Raw genomic sequence first — 19,634 nt, 5'->3', positions numbered from 1 at the left:
AGTTGGCCGAGGAACAAAGTGCCCAAAATATCCAATCCAAAAAACCTCAAAAGTAGAATAGGTCTAAATTAGGCATTAGATCTAGTAACGCATCCATTTCAAGATCCTCCCTAGAAATTCAGACTATGATTTTACTGAATTTTCCTTTATGATAACCATATTATGAACATTTACGGAGGATCGATGGGTATGGGACCTTCTCGAAAAACAGGGTTATTGCTGGTCATTGCGGGGGCTGCTTTTTGGGGTGTTGGCGGGACTGTGGCCCAAAAGCTTTTTCAGCAATTTGGAATCGATGTTGATTGGCTTGTAACAATACGCCTTCTTCTTGCAGGTGTTCTGCTTTTAGCTCTGCAATTTTTACTTAAGGAACGAAAGCAAGTATTTGGAGTTTGGAAAAATAAGAAAACGGCAGTGCGCCTTGTAATCTTTGGTCTCCTTGGCATGCTGGCCGTTCAATACACATATATGGCATCCATTCACCATGGAAATGCGGCCGTAGCTACTTTGCTGCAATATTTGGCGCCTGCGATGATTATCATTTACCTGGTTTTGCGAAAGGAATCGGTATTCACACGGCACGACTTTGTGATCGTTGTACTTGCGCTTGCGGGTTCCTTTTTTCTGCTTACAAATGGTTCGGTCTCACAGCTTTCGGTACCGTTTCCGGCCATTATGTGGGGGATTTTATCAGGGGCAGCGTTAGCCTTCTATACGCTATATGCTGTACCGCTTTTAAAACAATACGATTCGCTGGTGGTTGTCGGCTGGGCAATGGTGATTGGCGGATTTTTCTTAAGCTTGATCCATCCGCCATGGAAGATCGCGTTCAGCAGTTTAACGTTCGAAGCTTACCTTTATTTAGTGTTTGTGATCGTGTTTGGGACGATGCTGGCTTTCTGGTTCTACATCGAAAGCTTGCAAAGCCTATCACCAACTGAAACCAGTCTATTAAGCAGTCTTGAGCCACTGGCAGCTGTGTTTACTACGGTCATCTGGCTTAAAGAACCGTTTGGCAGTTTCCAATGGATGGGGACAGCCTGTATTTTTGGTATGATTTTATTATTGGCATTGAATAAGAAGAAGCCTGCAAAGACCGCAGAATTGATTAAAAAGGAAGAACCTTTGCGGGTTAGTTAGAGAGCCGGCCTCCATCTGATGGGGGCTGGTTTTTCTTTTTCACTCTCTGGGAAATCCATTCACGATGTTCGTGCATACTAAGCATTATATTTTGTTTTATTTATTCCGGTTGTTAAAATAAAAGCAATTCTTTACGAAGGGGATAATGAAATGACTACTATACAAATTCCTGTTTCGGTTTTAAACCTTGCCCCGATTCGAGAGGGGAAAGATAGCAAGCAGGCAATCGAAGATCTTGTGGATCTTGCACAGGCAACGGAGGAAATGGGCTATAAGCGCTATTGGATTGCGGAGCATCATAATACACCGACACTTGTCAGTTCTGCCACAGCGATTCTAATTAAACATACTTTGGAACATACCAATACAATCAAAGTCGGGTCTGGCGGGATTATGCTGCCGAACCATGCGCCGCTTGTTGTGGCTGAGCAATTCGGCACCATGGCGACCATTTATCCGGATCGGGTAGACCTTGGCCTTGGAAGGGCACCAGGAACTGATATGATGACGGCTAATGCGCTTCGCCGCTCGAAAAATGATTCAGTTTACACATTTCCGGAGGATGTTCAGCAATTGCTTGCATACTTTGGTCCATTAGAGGAGCAAAGTTATGTAAAAGCACATCCAGGAGTGGAAACAAATATACCGATTTATATTCTCGGTTCTTCGACAGATTCAGCTTACCTGGCTGCAGAACTGGGACTTCCATATGTTTTTGCCTCGCATTTTGCACCAAGATGGATGGAGGATGCCATCCGCATTTACCGGGCACGCTTCAAGCCGTCCAAGTATTTGGATAAGCCCTATATGATGGTATGCTTGAATGTAATTGCAGCAGAAACAGACGAGGAAGCAGAGTTTTTATCAACTACCATGAAGCAATTCTTCTTGAACGTGGTCAGAGGAACATCCATGAAGCTTAGCCCTCCAATCGAAGACCTTGATTCCATTTGGAATCCGATGGAAAAGGAAGCGGCAGAAGGGATGTCAAGCGTAACCTTATTGGGCAGCAAGGAAACTGTCAAAGGGCAATTGACTCAGTTCCAGGACATGTATCAGGTAGATGAAATCATGGCAGTATCATATATTTATGATGAAGAAAAGCAAAAACGCTCATATGAAATCTTTAAAGAGATCGTTGATGGAAAATGATGACCGAGAGTGGGGAAATATCGCTACTCTTCTTTCATGAAATAAGGAAGTATACATTTTAAATGTCGATAACTGTCTAGCGCAAGCAGCCTACCCCCTCGAGGTCATATGCCAAGCCCTTACAGTAGGAAAGAACACCTTCTTACAGGGCTTGTCTTATGCCTGATGTCCACAGGATAAGGAAGGCTTCGTCAGCAAATCTTTTGGCACGAAGAAAAAAGCAGTAGCTTTTTTTGAGGATAAACATCGCACGACCGAAAGCGGCATCTTTTGGGAGGATGCGGGTCATGCAGACGCTGCCACAGAGCGTGGCGCTTTTAGTCTGCGTTCCTTCATGGGCAAGGCGCTTACGCATTTCTTATTTCTTGGGAAAGCGCAGGATTAGACTTTTATTGCATCTGCAGGTCGGATGTTGGCTTTTTTTGGCGAACGCACTCAAAAAGGCTTAGAAACCATCCATGCCTTTTGTTGTGCTCGTATATCCCTTTTGCAAATGACTATTTATTCAATCAGCTCTTCATGGTATAGGGAAGGGTTCGCACTGGTGTTCAAACTCTGCGTTGAAGCCCAAAGGTTGGCCAGAAATCTCGGCATCATCTGCTGGGAAGGAAGGGTGCTGTACCGTGAAAAATAGACAAATAGCTTAAGATAATTCCGTGCATTTGCTGGAAGATGGATTTCTTTTGCGTATAATTTATTTTCAGTTATGGTTGCGAATGACCGTGTTTCAAAGCCGGAAATAAACCGGGTGCTTTCTCCCTTGAACTCGTTTTGAATATAATGAATCTTTTTTATTATCGTCGGATCGTCCGTTCCATCATAATTAGCAAGCCTGGCCTGCCGGTATACAGGAATGGAATCCAGGTCTTTGACAAGGGACAGAACATGACCATATGCTTTGTCATGGCCTTCAAATAGCGGAATAATTCTCAATTCTTCCATTACACCCACAAGCTGTAGCTTCTCGCCTTTTAAATAAGGAGGCCTGAAGATTTGTCTTGAAAGCTTCAGCTCATCTAACGAATCGCAAACAATAGATGTGAAAAAATACCAATGTCCCTGATCATCGAGACTGACTTCATAGAATTTATCCTTATATTCAATTTTATAATCTGTAAACCGGTTTTCACGGTCGAACGTAAAGTCGGTTGCCTTATTTTCTTTTGGCTGAAACCCATATGGAGGTTCAATTGGCACCGCCAATTCTGAGTAATATGTATTTTCCATTTTTAAGTCCACACCTTTTACGGATCTTTTAATAGGATATCCTATCTTTTTTATAACGAAACATACATCTATACCCGTTCAGAAAGGAGGCTAATCCTTGTTTTGATTCATAGGGATTCGCAGAATCAAGAAAACCCGCATATAAGCGGGTTTAGTAATCTTTCTTTTTAATGTTATCTCTTTTTCTTTTTTGAAATATCCAGTACTGCTTTATTTTTATTAACCACTTCTATAGTGACCTGCACATGGACTCTATTATTTTCGAGCGATTGTACGCTTGTCACTTTGCCTTTACGGCCTTTAATTCTCACATCATCGCCTTCGCTTGGTAAATTTTTGCGAAGCTGATTTAATAAAATATTCCTGCCTTCAAGATAATACACAGTATACATACGCTTCTCTCCTATTTCTTAAAGAATGTGTTACAGGTAAAACTGCCTTTCCTATAAAATATAGAGTTGAGCTGAAAAATAGACCTGTTTATTTTCATGAAAGGGAATTCGATGGGGAAACGGAAAATAAGGACCGCGAAGCAGGCGAGGGGTATATAGATGAAGCGGGGTTCAACCGTATTATCGATGAAGATACAGAGAGTGGCCGCAATCTTTTTTTTGCTGCAGTCGCAAATGGAAGAATTGCCGGGTTTTCAAGGTCCGAAGGAAGCACTCTCAAAAGAAGTGCCACAAAATAGATTTTGGCGTTTGTGTTCTAAAAGAGTTCTGGGGATATGGGATCGGCAAGCATCTTTTAAAAGAGTCGATTGAATGGGCGGATTCTCATGCAATTCATAAAATGACTTTGCATGTTCTGGAAACAAATGAAAAGGCAATACAGCTCTATCAAAAGTACGGTTTTAAAATAGAAGGGATTTTAAAAAGCGACAAGAAGCTTTCGGATGGCAATGATTATAATACCCTTGTTATGGGAAGATTGAGCGGGCTGCTATAGGCAGCCTTTTTTTTATGAAGTTTTTTTAGATGGCATTGCGAATTCGCTTCGTATCGGCTAGGGGGGTTTTTGAATATACTTTAACATACATCAACGAAGGAGTATTGCTATGGATAATCAAGCGCAAGAGATCTTTGGATCCATCCTGGCTGCAATTGGCACCATTCTTTCAGCTGTCTCGAGCATTCCAGCACAGTCAGGAAGGATTGTGGACCTGTTTAAGGGGCTTGATATCGTCGGCAATACCTTGCAAGGTGTAGGTAACGCACTTGAGGCAAACGGTCAAAGCGGGCCGTCTCTTGAAAGGCTAGGAAATGAAATCCAGGCTGCAGGGAATAGTACAGTGCTTGCTGGATTAGTTTTGGATGTTAAAGAAGTGACCGAAGAAAAGTTAGTTATTACAGGGAATTGGATTCAAGCACTGGGCGGTGCCACTGCTCTTGGAGATGAGTTTGAAGATCCAACGGCAGCTGGGCAAAATTTTAATATAACTGGAAATCTGCTTCAAGCAATCGGAAATTCACTCCAAGCAATCGGAGGGACGCAGAATCTGAGGGAGAAAAAAATTTCCGGTTCAGACGGAAGCGGTGATCAAGTGATCTTTATTGGAAGCTGGATTCAGGCAGTGGGATCGGTTTTATCTGTTATTGGCCAAATTCAGGAGGAAGGTCAGGAAGTTAGAGCATCAGCTGCTAATGATCTAAATAATGAGAATGGTTAAAGTGGAGAGCCACATCCATTACAGCGGAGAAGATTATCTATCGATTGGCGCCAATTTATTGGTTATTGGCACGTTTATATCCGCAATAATCGTAATCGAATCAATCGGAAGCCCTTACAAGTATATAAGCCTAAAGAGGTGTATTTAATGAAGCTGGGAGATGATGGCACCATGATGGCTTTTAAACAAAAGGGGGTTTTAGTAGAAAAATTAAGCGGAATATTGCCGCATATGATGAAAAAATCATTTGAAAAATAAATTCTGATATATTAAGGCGATTCCTGCTTGAGAATCACAAATAATATTCTGATATCTTGTTGATAGTAAAAGATATCTGTCGAATATCAAAGTGCTAGCATGTGCTATATAAGTTGATTTTGTCATAATTCACGGCTTTTGCCATTAAAGAGCCAGAAGTGAGAACCAAAAAACTGGCGCTCATTTCTGGCTAACCACCTCAAACAGAACGGCAACCCCAATCCCGCCTCCGCTGCCGATTGCAGCAAGAGCATATTTAGCTGACTTTCTTCTTTGGACCTCGTGAAACAATTTTGTGACCATAATGGCTCCGGATGCACCGTAGGGATGCCCGATTGTTAGCGCCCCTCCATTTACATTTAATTTTTCATATGGAATGGATAGCTCATTCGCACAGGCCGCGATTTTGGACGAAAATGCTTCGTTGATTTCGGCCAAATCAATATCTTCAATAGTCAAGTAATTTCTTTCTAATATAGTCTGTATTGCCGGGACTGGCGCAAATCCAGGATAGAATGGATGCACGCCGGCAACCTCGCTATCTAAAAATCGGAGGACGGGTGTTAATCCTTGCCGTCGGGCTGCTTCTTCCTCCATGATGAGGACAGCCGATGCACCATCATGAATTCCACAGCTGTTGGCAGCCGTGACAGTACCGCTTTTTTTAAAAATGGGCTTTGCCCGTTTTAGCAAGGCTTCTATTTTTCTTTGTTTAAAGAGCTCCTCATCTGTTTGGTATTCCCCCATGGGAATGATCTCATCCGTAAGCAGCCCTTGCCGATGTGCTGTCCAGCTTCGCTCATAGCTCAAACGGGCATATTCATCCTGCGATTCTTTGGAGATCGCATATTTTTCCGCTACATATTCTGCAGCAAGCCCCATGTCTGGGTCACCGACTTTATCAGGAGAAAATCTAGCCCTTGATGGATACGGGGAGGTGCTTACGCTCTCAGTTCCACCGGCGATGTAGCATGTCCCGGCGCCTCCCTGGATGAAATAGCTGGCCATTCTAATGGCTTCCAGTCCAGCGCTGCATTGCCGGTCCAATGTCAAACCTGGCACGGAAAGCGGCAGGCCGGCTTCCAGTGCAGAAAGCCTTGCGATATTGCCTCCAGGTCCGACTGCATTTCCGAGTATCACATCATTGATTTTCTCTTCTTGACCTTCAGCAAGATCTTTTATAAGAGGAGCAGCCAGCTCGTGTGGCCCATAGTTTTTTAGCATTCCGTTCACTTTTCCAATCGGTGTTCTCTTTGCTTTCACAATAACGGCTCTGTTAATAGCTGATCACCTTGCTTTCAATAGAATCTCTTAGTTTAGCTCGGGCAATTTTTCCGCTTGTGGTGTAGGGCATTTCATCCAGGTAAAACCATTTGCGGGGAACTTTATAGGCTGCCAAATGATGTTTGCATAGCCGTTTCAGCTCAAGAGTCGAAGCATACCCTTTTATGACAGCGGCTGTAATTTGTCCCCAGTAAGGGTCGGACAAACCAATCACGGCGACTTCTTCAACTTCCGGGTGCTGAGATATCACTTTTTCAATCTCTTCGGGAAAAATATTAATGGCTCCATATAAAATCATATTTTTTTCCCGGCCGCTTATATACAGATAGCCCTCATCATCCACATAGCCCATATCGTCTACCGTTGCCCATCCTTCTTCATCCTGTATGCTTCCCGGCTGTTTTGCCTCTGGATAAAGGTATCCATCAAAAATCATATCGCTTCTGACATGGACTTTTCCAATTTCATATGGTTCAAGCTTTTCATTATTGGTTCCTCTAATCTCGATTTCTACCCCATAGCATGGCTTTCCGACCGAATCTGCTTTTTTGCCGTCACCCAGGCAGGTTACATAACTTAATTCACTAGCACCATAAAATTCAATCATGGACGCTTGAGGGAATGATTTATAAAATTCAGCTTTTGATTGTTCATCCCATTTTGCACCAGAGGAAATAATTTTGATCGCTTTGTCTATGATTCTATCTTCTTTTAAAATGGCTGAAATCATGGTCGGAACAACATACAGAGTTGTAATAGCTCTTGCCTCTAACAGGGAAAGGCTCTTCGCTGCACTGAATTTATTCAGAAGGTGTACTGTTCCTCCAGTACAGAGGGTGCTTACCGCACCATATAAGAAGTGGGAATGAATCAGTGATCCGGGAATGAGCACATGCTCCTCTTCATCCATACAGAAGTCATGCTTATTGACAAGAAAGCTGGCAGCCCATGATTGATGGGAGCGGACAAACGCCTTCGGATCGCCTGTAGTGCCAGAAGTGAAACCCATATAAAAAGGCGGGCTGCAATTGGTTTCAATATGTATGGTTTGTTCTTTTTTCAGAATTTCCTCCAGACAATCCTCCCATATCAGCACAAAAGGATGATAAGGTGTCATTTGATGGTAATACTCTTTCGTTGTGATCATGATAGAAGGATCAGAAAGCCTCAATCGCTTTTTCCATTCATCATCCTTCCATTTGAGATCGAAGGGGACTGCCGTCCATCCAGCCATGGAAGCGCCAGCAAAGAGCTGAAGAAAAGGGATTCCATTTGGCAGGATGAACCCGATCCTTTTAGCTGAAAAAGGGAGGGTATGAAGCCAGCTTGCTGTTTTGGCAATTAAGGAGTACCAATCTTGATAGCAGAGTGTCTGGCTATTCGTTACAATCGCCGCTTTGTCCGGAAAGCGCATGGAAAATTCCTGGATAGAAGATGTTATATTGGCCAATGTTATGTCCTCTCCTTATGAAAAAGAGACACATCAAAGTGTCTCCAGAGATTTTGAGAATTGCTTCCTGATGACTGGATGCTTTAAAAGCCTATACACTAACAGGGATGCGAGCAAAGCTTTTAAGATATCGCCAGGAATGTAGACAAGGCTTAATTTAATTGCATCAAGCAATGGAATATTCATCATAAATGCCTGGACCGGAATGCCAAAAACGTAAATGAGAAAGATTCCGACAGTCAAGTTAACAAACAATACATTCATTAATTTTACCGTACGGAAGCGTGACAGCAAATACCCCACACAGAATGCTGTCAGCGGATAAGCAATTAAATAGCCGGCACTCGGACCGAAAAAAACACCAATGCCTCCGCGTCCGCCGGATAATAATGGAGCCCCGACAGCCACGAGCAGAAGGAACACAGCCATGCTGATCCCGCCGAGTCTTGCGCCGAGAATTCCACCGGCTAAGAGTACGCCTAAAGTTTGCAAAGTAATCGGAACGGGTGTGAAGGATAGCATAATAGGAGGGACAAGCCCCAGTGCGCCCATCACTGCTGCAAATAAAGCTACGTATGTAATCTCTTTAACTTTCATAATACCTCTCCAATTCTGATTATTAGGTTAACTGTTTATATTTTATGGTTTACATTATAGAATGTCAACTTTATATTTGAATAGTTTACAAAGTGAATAGGATGCTTTAACCGATTTAGGGTATGAAAATCGTATATGAACCTGTTGTGCCGCAAACCTACTGCTGGAAGTACAACTGATCTATTTAAATACAAGTTGACAGATCGGAATACTAGGCAATATAATGAGTTTATTCATTTTTCGAGGGAGGAATAGTGTGATGAGGGAAATTTACCCTGTTTTGGAAGGTGCAGAATCATTTTATTTGGAAGGCAATGAAGTCGGTCTTTTAATCACACATGGGTTTCTTGGAACTCCCCAAAGTGTACGGTATTTAGGAGAAGCTTTTGGAAAACTGGGCTATTCTGTTTTTGCGCCAAGGCTTAAAGGGCATGGTACGCATTATAAGGATATGGAAAAGACAACGCATATGGATTGGTATGCTGAAATGGAAAAGGGTTATCTATTCCTGCGTGAAAGGTGTTCCACTGTGTATGTGGTTGGGCAATCGATGGGCGGTGCCCTGGCTTTGTGGCTGGGAAAAAAATATCCTGACATTAATGGGCTGGTTTTAATAAATGCTGCATTGAAGGTGCCTGCATATGACTACTTAATTGGGAAATTAAGTCCGCAGTATATTCCTGAGGGGGAACCTGACATAAAACGTTCAGGGGTTGAGGAAATAACGTATGGGAAAGTATCCATTCGCTCGATTCATGAGCTGCAGGAGGCGATGGCGAAAACTTCTGCCATCTTGCCAGCTATTAAAAATCCTGTTCTGTGCTTTAAATCCATTGAGGACCATGTAGTTCCTGCTGAATGTACGGATTATATCGCAGACCAAATTGGTTCGGAACAAAAAGAAATTCTTCCGCTATATAACTCTTATCATGTTGCCTCTATGGATTTCGATCAGGATAAGATTATTGAAAAGACGCATAAGTTTGTACAGAACATGAGAATAGAGGTTTATGCATAGATAAGTGGCTTGTCCTTTTGGACAGGCTTTATTTGGGGGGCAAAATCAAGAATTATTTTTTATAAGCGGGATAAAATGATTTATAACGCAGAAATAGACCTTTATTACATAGATAAATATCATGATAACGCAAATAAATGATTTTATATGAACGATAAAGCCTCTAATCAAGAAAGACGCTGACAAATAACCTTCTTTCCTATATCAATTAAACAAAGCAGATGTAAAATTGATTGTGAATTGGCTATTCAGAGGTGCATGTCAATGGAAAAGTGATCACATAAACACGTAAAATGATGTTTGATAGTGGAAGAATCGTAAATTGTGGGATGCATTTGAACTGTGCAGCCGTTATGGCGGGTGGAATGATTCACCAATTAATTGTAAAATAATACTAATCTAGGGGCGTTTAGGGGGATGTATGTATACGTACGCATCTTTGGCAACAGAAGGAACTGTACTTTTACTTTAATAAGGCCCGTTTTTTATAGTTTCCTTGTTCTTACTCTGGCCTTATTTGTTCTAGTTCTTCTTCCGAAAACCAGAAAGCTGATCCTTAATGACAATAGAAGGAATTATACGGAATCTCTCACCGGTAGAAGAGCTGGCTGAGTTAGCAAGGCCCGTTTTTACGGAATAGATTGGTTCGCAGGGAAATAATTGGGCTTTCATTTGGAGAGTCATTCAGTCACAGCCTCTGTTTAAACTCTTCCATTCTGCGGCAGAATTTTTAGAAGCACCGAGAAAAATGGAGCAGCTAACAGAAATCGAGCAGAGAAGGGAATTTCAATTTGCGATCTATGAAAATAACAAGAAGCAGCTTTTTCAGCTTTTATTGTTAGGCATAATCGGGACAGGGGCAGGCTATTATTTGGGTGAAGAACTTATTTGGAAGCTTACGCTGGGCATGGGCATTCTTGCAGCTGCAGGCTATGGAATCACCAGTTATAAGCTTGGGAAATGGCTGAAAAATATGCCTGAGAAGCGCCGATTACGCCAGTGATCCTGGCTATTTTTTGTTTTTTTACTAGTGACAGCATGGGAATATAATTAGTTAGACAACTATTTTTTTGGCTGACGGCAAATGAGAAGGGAGTCATCATTGTGCTCTATAAGTTAAACAAACAACTGGAAAAAATCATGCCTTTGATCACTCCAGCAAGTGTGGTGCTCGGAGTTTTGCTGGCCGGGCATCTGAAGGAATATTCATACATTATCCCTTGGGTTTTCGCTTTTATGACGTTCTCCGGAAGCCTTAATTCGAATTTACGTTTATTAAAAGAAATCCTTCATCATCCTAAACCGCTCTTTCTCATTGTATTTATGCTGCATATTTTAATGCCGCTTTTCGCGTGGAGTACCGGCCACTTGGTATTTGGAAATGATTCCTACACCATTAGGGGACTCGTGCTGGCAATGGCCATTCCTACAGGCATCTCGAGTTTTATATGGGTATCGATTTATAAAGGAAACATACCGCTGACATTGTCCATTATCCTTTTGGATACCTTTCTTTCTCCGTTTATTGTGCCATTGACATTGTCTGTCTTTTTTCATACGACTGTAAAAATGGAGATATGGCCGATGATGGCTGGTCTATTCTGGATGGTTCTGCTTCCTTCATTAGCCGGGATGATCTTAAATCAGGTTTCTAAAGGGAAGGTGACTGCTATTATGAGCAGCCGGCTCGCTCCTTTTTCAAAACTCGGGATGGCGGTTGTCGTCATGCTGAATGGGGCAGTAGTTGCCCCATATTTGAGAGAGGTGAATCTGAAGTTAATTCTGATTGGCATCACCGTTTTTTGTGTCGCCTTTATGGGCTATCTGTTTTCCTTCATCCTCGCAAATATGATGAAATATGACCGTGATACCACCGTGGCGGTAACCTTTAATGGCGGGATGAGGAACATCAGTATAGGTGCCGTCCTGGCAATAACGTATTTTCCGCCGGCTGTTGCGGTACCCGTAGTGATTTCGATGCTGTTTCAGCAGGTGCTGGCTTCGCTTTTTGGCGTATTTATTAAGCGGTACTTTAGCAATGGAGCCGTTGAGGAGGGGCATGCTGCTTAAGTTGCTAACTTTTTCATGTTTTTTATTGAGTACATATATCTTTTTATCCTCACATGAATCAGTTCTATCCGCAAAAAAATTTTATCTGCACATAAAAAAGCGTACATTAAAAAAGGGTTTGCGAATTAGAACTGAGAACTGAAGCACATTTTCAGGAATAAAAAGTGCATTTTCCTTCAAAAAAATAAAAAAACATGATTATCCGCCAAAAAATCGGGTAGAATATCGAGGAAAATCATAGAACAAGCACATTCTCCGTTTTTCCGAGTTTGAAATTATCTCAAAAAGAAGGTATAATTAATCGTTGTTAACACTACTGAGGGGGAAGTTTTTTTGTCAATCGAAATAGGCAGTAAGGTACAAGGAAAAGTAACAGGCATTACAAATTTTGGAGCCTTCGTTGAATTGCCTGGAGGAACAACTGGTCTTGTTCATATTAGTGAAGTAGCGGACAGCTATGTGAAAGATGTGAATGACCATTTAACAGTAGGCGACGAGGTTACTGTGAAGGTGCTTAGCGAGAAGGACGGCAAAATTGCTCTGTCCATCAAAAAAGCTGTAGACAGACCTGAAGGACAATCTTATTCTCCGCGCCCTCCGCGCCAGGGAAGAGATGATCGCCGCGGCGGCGGCAACAGAGATTTCCGTCCAAGAGGAAATTTCAAACCAAAAGAAAGCTTTGAAGACAAGGTGGCAAAGTTCTTAAAATCGAGCGAAGAAAATATCTCTTCATTGAAGCGCAATACTGAAGGCAAAAGGGGCGGCCGAGGCGGACGACGCGGATAAGCAACCCTAAAAATAAAGGCAAGTCCACATTCGGGCTTGCCTTCTTTATCGTCTAAATTTCAATTACAATCGGCAGGATCATCGGTTTGCGCTTTGTTTTTTCGAACAAGAACTGGCCTAGTGATTTTTTAATGCTTTGCTTAATCACATTCCACTGGCTTCTGTCCTGTTCAGGCAGGTCATTGACTGCCTTTTCAACCCGTCGGTTAATTTCCCTCAGCAAATCCTCTGATTCTCTTGCATAAATAAATCCCCTTGAAATCGTGTCAGGACGCGAAATCATTTTGCGTTCTGATTTACTCATCGTTAGGACAATTACAATCATGCCATCCTCTGAAAGCTGTTTGCGGTCACGCAAGACAATGCTGCCAATATCGCCAACGCCAACTCCATCAACATAGGTATCACCTGACGGAACTCTCCTTGTTTGCCGTGCTTCGCCATGTTCGATATCCACCACATCGCCATTTTTGACGATGAATGTATTTCCTTTTTCCACACCTACAGACTCGGCGAGCAAACGGTGGTGATGCAGCATTCTGTATTCACCATGTATCGGAATAAAATACTTTGGCCTCATTAAGGTAAGCATGAGTTTTAATTCTTCCTGATAGCCGTGTCCGGATACGTGCATGCCGTTTGAACTGCCGGAACCATAAATCACGCGGGCACCTAGCTGGAACAGGTTATCGATGATTTTTGAAACATCGCGCTCATTGCCGGGTATGGGTGAAGCTGCCAATATGACCGTATCATCCGGATGAATCTCTGCATCGCGAAAATTCCCCGTTGATAATCGTGAAAGAGCTGCCATTGGTTCACCTTGGCTACCAGTACAGAGAATACAGACTTTTTCAGGTGCCAGATGCATCGCTTCTTTTGGATCGGCAATCATTCCTTCCGGTACAGTGAGATAGCCGCGCTCGATTGCCACATTCACCACATTTACCATACTCCGGCCCAGCAGTACAAGTCTTCGGCTGGTTTTATTCGCAGCAGCTATCACCTGCTGGACGCGGCTCACATTGGAAGCAAAAGTGGATATAATGATTTTTCGCGGCGCTTTTATAAACGCTTCCTCCATATTTTCCCCGACAATCTGCTCGGTTGGTGTAGAGCCTTTGCGTTCGGCATTTGTACTTTCTGATAAAAGCGCCAATACGCCATATCGCCCGATTTCGGCCATTTTATGAATGTCTGAATGCTCCTGGTGTACCGGAGTTAAATCAAATTTAAAGTCCCCGGTATGCACGATATTGCCCTCTGGCGTGTGAAAAACAATCCCCAGGCAATCAGGAATGCTGTGATTTACTTTGAAAAAGCTCACGCCTATTTCGCCAAATGTAAGACTGGATTCCGAATCAATGCTGACAAGCTCTGAATCAGCTAGCAGCCGATGCTCCGACAGCTTCAATTCAATGAGCCCAAGCGTAAAGCGGGTCGCATAAATGGGGATATTGATTTTTTTCAGCAAATAAGGGACTCCGCCAATATGATCCTCATGTCCATGGGTGATAATTAATCCGCGGATCTTTTCCCTGTTTTCCTCAAGGTAAGTGATATCAGGAATGATCAAATCAATTCCAAGCAAGCTTTCATCCGGGAATTTTCCGCCGGCATCTATCACGAAAATATCATCTCCATATTGAATGACATACATATTTTTCCCAATCTCATTGATGCCGCCCAGAGAAAAAATGGATAATTTCTTTCCGTTAGACTCCATATGCAATTCCTCCCGCTAAAATGATTTTTTTAGCATTCCCTATTAGGGGAGGTTTATTATTTTCCCTTATGAAAATGCTTCCCGTGTTAATCCTCTCTCAAAAGCGGCCAGGTACTTCATCGATGCATTGCGGAGATTTGTAAAAACAGTTCTTGCATCCGCAGGAATGTTATAGGTAAAACGTTGATTTGCGTTAATGTTGTAAAGTTTTTATTGACATAAAATGCAAAAGCATGCATAATATTTCTAATTATAAAAACGTTTATATAAAAAAGTCATGACAGGGAACCAGTAAATAGAACTCAGGCAAGAAGAGAGCGGGATTCACCGGCTGAAAGATCCTGCAGCCTGCAAAGCTATTGAACCTATCCCTAGAGCTGCCAGGCAAACCGGGCCGTTATTCCTGCGTTAAAGGAAGTTCAAAGCGGGCATTTGTAGTTAAGTGCCAATGAAGGTGGTACCGCGAAAGAGTAAGCTCTTCCGTCCTTTTTAGAGGGATGGAGGGGCTTTTTTATATTTTATAGTTGGAATTATTTTTTGAACTTATAAACCCGCAAGCGCTTCTCGCGTTCTTAAAGAGATATTTGTGTGTCTGTTCTCTTTGAGAGGGGTGGATGGGCTAAACTAGGCACTTTGAAATTTCTAATGGATTGGCTGGTGGAAAGTGTGAAAAAGAAGAGAATTGTGGTCAAAATTGGGAGCAGTTCGCTGACCAATACAATTGGAGGCCTCTGCATAGAAAAGCTACAGGAACATGTGGCGGCACTTGCCCGATTAAAGCAGCTTGGACATGACGTTATTTTGATTTCATCCGGAGCAGTGGCTGCAGGGTTTACTGATCTTGGTTACCCTGCCCGCCCTGTTACGATTGCCGGGAAACAGGCTGCTGCTGCTGTCGGGCAGGGGCAGCTGCTGCAAGGATATACGGAGGAATTTAAAAAGCATGGGATAGTGGCAGCCCAATTATTGTTAACAAGGCAAAACTTCCTGCACAAGGAACAGTATCAAAATGCCAACGCAACATTGGCTGAGCTGTTGAAACGGAATGTTCTTCCCATCATTAATGAAAATGATTCAGTATCCATTGAGGAGCTGACGTTTGGCGATAATGATATGCTGTCAGCTCTTGTCAGCGGTCTTGTCCAGGCACAGCATCTGATCATCCTGACAGACATCAACGGCATTTATGATTCAAATCCGCGAACAAACCCGCAAGCAAAAAAATATAATTTCATCGCTGAAATCTCAAAGGACCTGTTAAAGGCCGCTTCCGGTTCAGGGTCGAAGGTTGGTACCGGCGGGATGACGACAAAGCTTGAGGCAGCACGGACGGCATTGGCATTGGGTGTTGGAGTCTTTATTGGTGTTGGCAGCGGTCCTGAAAAACTAGCAGAGATCTTGAATGGCAAAGGGGACGGGACTTATATTGGCAGCAATTCGCAGGCAATCGTTAAACAATCCAAGCAATGGCTTGCGCTGCATTCCGTGCCTAACGGAAAAATTGAAGTGGACAAAGGAGCTGCCCGCGCGATTTTAAATCAGGGAAAAAGCCTCCTGCCAGCTGGTGTCACGAACATTATCGGTCACTTCCTTGTTCATGATGTCGTAGAAGTTGTTGGCCCAAAAGGAGATATCCTTGGAAAGGGACAGGTTAATTTTTCTTCGGATGAATTGAGCCACATAAAAGGACTGCCTAGTTCAGAAGCGATGCAGATTGTAAACAGTGATCGCAGTGAAGTCATTCACCGTGATCACTGGGTAAGCCAAAAAGGAAGGGAGACAAGATAATGGAATTGGTTCAAAAAGGGGAGAAGGCAAAGAAAGCGACAGAATTGCTGGCTGCGATGCCGACACTGCAGAAGAATCATGCACTCGAATTAATCTCTAGCCAGCTCATGGAGGAAAAGGAGTATATCCTAGAGGAAAATGAAAAAGACCTTGCTGCAGGCAGGGAAAGCGGCATGAATGAGTCACTGCTGGATCGGCTTCGTCTGAATGAGGTTCGGCTACAGGATATGGCGGATGCATTACTTCAACTGAAGGAGCTGGATGATCCAGTTGGGGAAAGATTGGCAGAATGGGAGCGCCCAAATGGACTTTCCATCTCGCAAGTTCGCGTACCGCTTGGCGTCGTCGGCATGATTTATGAAGCGAGGCCAAATGTGACGGTGGATGCATCGAGTCTGTGTTTGAAAACAGGAAATGCTGTACTGCTGCGTGGCAGTTCGACTGCTATCCATTCCAATATAGCAATTGTTAAGGTCATCCATAACGCTCTCGAAAAAAGTGAGTTGCCAGTTGATGCTATTCAGCTCATTGAAGACAAGAGCCGAGAAACTGCATCACAAATGTTCAAGCTGAATGATTACCTAGATGTATTGATTCCGCGCGGGGGTGCGAAGCTGATTAAAACCGTGGTGGAAAATTCCACCGTGCCTGTTTTAGAAACAGGTGCCGGCAATTGCCATGTTTTTATCGATAAAAGTGCTGATCAAAAAATGGCGATTAACATAGCGATTAATGCCAAAACCCAGCGTCCCTCTGTATGCAATGCTTGTGAAACGATTATTGTCCATAGAGAATGGGCGGGCTTATCAGAGCTGGTAGAAGCGTTACAAGCAAAAGGGGTCATAATCCATGGGGATAAGGGTGTACCTGGAAAAGGCATTATCCCGGCAGCTGATGAAGACTGGGGCACTGAATACCTTGGACTGGAAGTCGCAATAAAGCTGGTGGATTCTGTTATAGAAGCCATCGCGCATATCAATCGGTATGGTACGAAGCATTCTGAAGCAATCGTTTCAACTGATTTGAAAAGTGCAGAAAAGTTTCTAAACGAAGTGGATGCAGCGGCTGTTTACCATAATGCCTCAACCCGATTCACAGATGGTTTCGAATTCGGTTTCGGGGCGGAAATCGGCATTAGTACACAAAAGCTCCATGCACGCGGACCGATGGGACTGCCTGCGCTGACTTCGACCAAATACATTATTAAGGGGAATGGGCAGGTTAAGTGAATTTTTTCTTGAGGGACAGTGACAATTTTGTGCACTGTCTTATTTTTGGGGATCCATCCATTAGAAGAGAATATGCAGGCAGCATCGTTGAAAAGCGGATGAACTTATTTTATATGCAGAGTAAACCGTCTATATGGAGAAAAAATATTAGAAATAAACTCCTTTTTATGCAAAGAAAATTTTTCTTACGCTATTAAACTCGTCTATACGCTTGAAAGTTTTTAAAGACAAACTCTGAATATGCAGGGTGAAAAATTTTACACAAGTCATTTTTTTCTCAGAGGACCTATAAATGTTTTAATCACCATACAATGATTTAAGCGGACTATCAGATAGTTTGATATAATAAAAATAAAACTTTACCACGGTGATTATATTGTTTTCATTAGTGTTGTTGATCTTTATTAGTTCTGCGGCTTTTTTGGTGATCAAATTTAAAAAAATTCATATTAGTACGGCAGCGATGGCTGCTGTGATGGCGCTCGGGATTGTGACACATGGTGTTTTGCTGAATGTTTTAGCTGTGAGCGGCTTTGGCAGATTATTAAGTATCGTAGATATTGGGCTGTGGCTCGCATTTTTATTATCGATTGCTGCCTCCATTTTAAAAGGGGAATTCAGAAAGATTCATTATGCGAATCCAATCAATCGCTTTGGGATTGGCACGTGGGTTGCGGGCTCTTCGATTTGCGGAATTTTAATTTATAAGCAATTTGGAGGAGGAGTGGCAGCCTCGGCAGTTGCTGTTTTAAATGCTGGATTGTGGCTGTGCTACATGGCAATCAGTTTAAGAAGTTTCATAGAAATCCATCGTTCTGGAATGCTGCAGCGTGTGCATGGGATTTTGCTGCTTACCACGGTTAGTACCCAATCCCTCATTCTGCTTTTTAATACAGTGTTTGAACATGTTCCGGTTTATTTTAATGCTGGCATGATGATAATCGGCTTGAGCTTTTACTTGGTCAGCAGCTGGTTTATTCTTAAGCGCTACACAGCGGCCCATTGGGACATAGCTGACGACTGGAATAACACCAACTGCATTCTCCACGGGGCCCTGTCAATCAGCGGGCTTGCCATGATGAAATCTGCAATAGTCAGTGATCAGTTTGTCGCTGTAATCTGGCTGGGAACTTTTCTCCTATTTCTCATTGTAGAAATTATTGAGGGATATAGGCTTGCCAAACGGATTCGAATGTATGGTGTCAGGTCCGGAGTTTTCACTTATAACGTAACCCAGTGGAGCCGGATTTTTACATTTGCCATGTTCTTTACTTTTACGGCTTTTTTAAAGGTTCCAGCTTTATTCTCAATACAGCAAACGATCATTCATATAGGCATTTGGATTATACTGGTTCTCCTGATCATTGAACTTGTTTTAAGCATTCAAGTTTTGCAGAAGGACCATGTGCGGTTGCCGGTTTTGGAAGGAGAGCGTGCTGGAAAAAGTTTATAGTTCTAGCTTGAGATAAACAATGGACGCACACCAATATTTTTATATGCAAATTAATCATGCTATTCGCACATAAAAATTTTTATACAAAATAAAAGAATGCTATCCGTACATAAATGATTTTTAAGCTAAATTAGAGATGAATTCTGAATAAAAACCTAGAAACAGATCCAAAAAGAGCCTGTCACACGCAAAATTTGCATGTGGCAGGCTCTTTCCTTCTTTAGTCCTTTTGTACGAAATTCCAATTAGGCACTTTTCCTGAGTATAGGACAAGTTTGGTTCCGGGAAGGCTGAGGATAAGGAGGCGATGGTTGATTATGGGTACCTTTGAAGTGTTGTCTTTGATGATCAGTTTCGGTATGTTTGTTATCGCCATGCTCCAATTTTCAGATAGAGACAGGGATTCTTGAACACGCTGCCTTAGCGTGTTTTTTCTGTTTTGGTTAGTTGGAGAGTTCCTTATACTCAACTTTGATTTCTTTAACTGTTTTATCGATTTCTTCGCCCCAATGGTCATTGATCGTATTGTATGTGATATTTCCTTTTGTATCCATTAGGGCATAGCCTCTGTAGGCAGTGTCGCCATTTTTCATGTCAGCCTGTTCAATCAATTCCATTTCAGGATCTGATAAAAAAGGGAGGCTTTGACCCATTTTTTCTTCAAGTGCCGTATACAGTTCAAGCTGCTGCTCAGGCTGGTCATTGCTGACAATATACATATTTACGTTCATGCCTTCTAGTTTATCCAAGTTCTGATGCAACTCGACCAGTTGCTGCTGACAGAGTC

The 19,634-nt window shown here is 42.6% G+C and carries 17 protein-coding genes and 2 pseudogenes; 12 read left to right on the top strand and 7 right to left on the bottom strand.

Annotated elements, in window-relative coordinates; all coding sequences use genetic code 11:
- Nucleotides 1-189: 189 nt before the first annotated feature.
- Nucleotides 190-1,140, top strand: a complete 951-nt coding sequence (locus tag NCCP133_RS11415) for a DMT family transporter (RefSeq protein ID WP_264805101.1) — start codon at nt 190-192, stop codon at nt 1,138-1,140.
- Nucleotides 1,141-1,290: 150 nt separating this feature from the next.
- Entirely contained in the window at nt 1,291-2,292 is a 1,002-nt protein-coding gene (locus NCCP133_RS11410; protein ID WP_264805100.1) for an LLM class flavin-dependent oxidoreductase, read from the top strand.
- Between the two features lie 501 nt (nt 2,293-2,793).
- Here NCCP133_RS11410 and NCCP133_RS11405 read toward each other — a convergent pair.
- Nucleotides 2,794-3,519 (bottom strand): hypothetical protein, encoded by a 726-nt coding sequence (locus NCCP133_RS11405; RefSeq protein WP_264805099.1) that lies wholly within the window; start codon nt 3,517-3,519, stop codon nt 2,794-2,796.
- A gap of 173 nt (nt 3,520-3,692) precedes the next feature.
- Nucleotides 3,693-3,911 carry a hypothetical protein gene (locus NCCP133_RS11400; RefSeq protein WP_264805098.1) on the bottom strand — a complete coding sequence of 73 codons (219 nt, stop codon included), beginning with the start codon at nt 3,909-3,911 and terminating at the stop codon, nt 3,693-3,695.
- A gap of 104 nt (nt 3,912-4,015) precedes the next feature.
- Between NCCP133_RS11400 and NCCP133_RS11395 the strand changes: the two are divergent.
- Together NCCP133_RS11395 and NCCP133_RS11390 are read left to right on the top strand one after the other, a co-directional pair.
- A pseudogene (locus NCCP133_RS11395) lies at nt 4,016-4,467 on the top strand (GNAT family N-acetyltransferase); the annotation flags it as partial.
- Between the two features lie 109 nt (nt 4,468-4,576).
- Nucleotides 4,577-5,188 (top strand): DUF6944 family repetitive protein, encoded by a 612-nt coding sequence (locus tag NCCP133_RS11390; protein ID WP_264805097.1) that lies wholly within the window; start codon nt 4,577-4,579, stop codon nt 5,186-5,188.
- Between the two features lie 438 nt (nt 5,189-5,626).
- On the opposite strand, the gene NCCP133_RS11385 is transcribed toward NCCP133_RS11390, so the two are convergent.
- The 3 genes from NCCP133_RS11385 to NCCP133_RS11375 are packed head-to-tail and all read right to left on the bottom strand — an operon-like array spanning nt 5,627 to nt 8,777.
- Nucleotides 5,627-6,727, bottom strand: coding sequence for an acetyl-CoA C-acyltransferase (locus NCCP133_RS11385; protein ID WP_264805190.1), 1,101 nt, complete (start codon nt 6,725-6,727; stop codon nt 5,627-5,629).
- The gene (locus NCCP133_RS11380) at nt 6,723-8,180 is read right to left on the bottom strand and encodes an AMP-binding protein (RefSeq protein ID WP_264805096.1); all 1,458 of its coding nucleotides are present in this window, start codon (nt 8,178-8,180) and stop codon (nt 6,723-6,725) included. The genes NCCP133_RS11385 and NCCP133_RS11380 overlap by 5 nt, the downstream gene beginning before the upstream one ends.
- A 33-nt stretch (nt 8,181-8,213) precedes the next feature.
- On the bottom strand, nt 8,214-8,777 hold the full coding sequence (locus NCCP133_RS11375; RefSeq protein ID WP_264805094.1) for a biotin transporter BioY: 564 nt from the start codon (nt 8,775-8,777) through the stop codon (nt 8,214-8,216).
- A gap of 259 nt (nt 8,778-9,036) precedes the next feature.
- Here NCCP133_RS11375 and NCCP133_RS11370 point away from each other — a divergent pair, with 259 nt between their 5' ends.
- The 4 genes from NCCP133_RS11370 (at nt 9,037) to NCCP133_RS11355 (ending at nt 12,651) form a co-directional block, all read left to right on the top strand.
- Complete coding sequence (locus tag NCCP133_RS11370) at nt 9,037-9,795, top strand: alpha/beta hydrolase (RefSeq protein ID WP_264805093.1); 759 nt, start codon at nt 9,037-9,039, stop codon at nt 9,793-9,795.
- Nucleotides 9,796-10,543: 748 nt separating this feature from the next.
- Entirely contained in the window at nt 10,544-10,798 is a 255-nt protein-coding gene (locus NCCP133_RS11365) for a hypothetical protein (RefSeq protein WP_264805092.1), read from the top strand.
- A 101-nt stretch (nt 10,799-10,899) separates the two neighbouring features.
- Nucleotides 10,900-11,865 (top strand): bile acid:sodium symporter family protein, encoded by a 966-nt coding sequence (locus NCCP133_RS11360; RefSeq protein ID WP_264805091.1) that lies wholly within the window; start codon nt 10,900-10,902, stop codon nt 11,863-11,865.
- 333 nt (nt 11,866-12,198) lie between these two features.
- Nucleotides 12,199-12,651 (top strand): S1 domain-containing RNA-binding protein, encoded by a 453-nt coding sequence (locus tag NCCP133_RS11355; protein WP_264805090.1) that lies wholly within the window; start codon nt 12,199-12,201, stop codon nt 12,649-12,651.
- A 52-nt stretch (nt 12,652-12,703) separates the two neighbouring features.
- On the opposite strand, the gene NCCP133_RS11350 is transcribed toward NCCP133_RS11355, so the two are convergent.
- Complete coding sequence (locus NCCP133_RS11350) at nt 12,704-14,377, bottom strand: ribonuclease J (protein WP_264805089.1); 1,674 nt, start codon at nt 14,375-14,377, stop codon at nt 12,704-12,706.
- Between the two features lie 666 nt (nt 14,378-15,043).
- Between NCCP133_RS11350 and proB the strand changes: the two genes are divergently transcribed.
- The 4 genes from proB (at nt 15,044) to NCCP133_RS21965 (ending at nt 19,257) form a co-directional block, all read left to right on the top strand.
- Nucleotides 15,044-16,165: a glutamate 5-kinase gene (gene proB / locus NCCP133_RS11345; protein ID WP_264805189.1), complete on the top strand. Its 1,122-nt coding sequence runs from the start codon at nt 15,044-15,046 to the stop codon at nt 16,163-16,165.
- The gene (locus NCCP133_RS11340) at nt 16,165-17,394 is read left to right on the top strand and encodes a glutamate-5-semialdehyde dehydrogenase (RefSeq protein WP_309298058.1); all 1,230 of its coding nucleotides are present in this window, start codon (nt 16,165-16,167) and stop codon (nt 17,392-17,394) included. The genes proB and NCCP133_RS11340 overlap by 1 nt, the downstream gene beginning before the upstream one ends.
- A gap of 424 nt (nt 17,395-17,818) precedes the next feature.
- On the top strand, nt 17,819-18,847 hold the full coding sequence (locus NCCP133_RS11335; RefSeq protein ID WP_264805088.1) for a hypothetical protein: 1,029 nt from the start codon (nt 17,819-17,821) through the stop codon (nt 18,845-18,847).
- Nucleotides 18,848-19,164: 317 nt separating this feature from the next.
- A complete protein-coding gene (locus NCCP133_RS21965) occupies nt 19,165-19,257 on the top strand; it encodes a putative holin-like toxin (protein WP_442874256.1) in 93 nt (30 codons plus the stop codon).
- 33 nt (nt 19,258-19,290) lie between these two features.
- On the opposite strand, the pseudogene NCCP133_RS11330 reads toward NCCP133_RS21965, so the two are convergent.
- A pseudogene (locus NCCP133_RS11330) lies at nt 19,291-19,620 on the bottom strand (redoxin domain-containing protein); the annotation flags it as partial.
- Nucleotides 19,621-19,634: the final 14 nt, after the last annotated feature.

It is taken from the genome of Cytobacillus sp. NCCP-133 (assembly GCF_026011715.1).
Lineage (GTDB): Bacteria > Bacillota > Bacilli > Bacillales > Cytobacillaceae > Cytobacillus.
Note: the sequence above shows the minus strand (reverse complement) of the source record. Positions and strands in the feature narration are given on the sequence as shown.

What these genes read in the sequence shown, in the direction of transcription:
- NCCP133_RS11365 (WP_264805092.1), top strand. Translation starts at nt 10,544, where the DNA reads ATGGAGCAGCTAACAGAAATCGAGCAGAGAAGGGAATTTCAATTTGCG.
- NCCP133_RS11390 (WP_264805097.1), top strand. Translation starts at nt 4,577, where the DNA reads ATGGATAATCAAGCGCAAGAGATCTTTGGATCCATCCTGGCTGCAATT.
- NCCP133_RS11405 (WP_264805099.1), bottom strand. Translation starts at nt 3,519, where the DNA reads ATGGAAAATACATATTACTCAGAATTGGCGGTGCCAATTGAACCTCCA.
- NCCP133_RS11400 (WP_264805098.1), bottom strand. Translation starts at nt 3,911, where the DNA reads ATGTATACTGTGTATTATCTTGAAGGCAGGAATATTTTATTAAATCAG.
- NCCP133_RS11375 (WP_264805094.1), bottom strand. Translation starts at nt 8,777, where the DNA reads ATGAAAGTTAAAGAGATTACATACGTAGCTTTATTTGCAGCAGTGATG.
- NCCP133_RS21965 (WP_442874256.1), top strand. Translation starts at nt 19,165, where the DNA reads ATGGGTACCTTTGAAGTGTTGTCTTTGATGATCAGTTTCGGTATGTTT.
- NCCP133_RS11410 (WP_264805100.1), top strand. Translation starts at nt 1,291, where the DNA reads ATGACTACTATACAAATTCCTGTTTCGGTTTTAAACCTTGCCCCGATT.
- NCCP133_RS11370 (WP_264805093.1), top strand. Translation starts at nt 9,037, where the DNA reads ATGAGGGAAATTTACCCTGTTTTGGAAGGTGCAGAATCATTTTATTTG.
- NCCP133_RS11415 (WP_264805101.1), top strand. Translation starts at nt 190, where the DNA reads ATGGGACCTTCTCGAAAAACAGGGTTATTGCTGGTCATTGCGGGGGCT.
- NCCP133_RS11340 (WP_309298058.1), top strand. Translation starts at nt 16,165, where the DNA reads ATGGAATTGGTTCAAAAAGGGGAGAAGGCAAAGAAAGCGACAGAATTG.
- NCCP133_RS11350 (WP_264805089.1), bottom strand. Translation starts at nt 14,377, where the DNA reads ATGGAGTCTAACGGAAAGAAATTATCCATTTTTTCTCTGGGCGGCATC.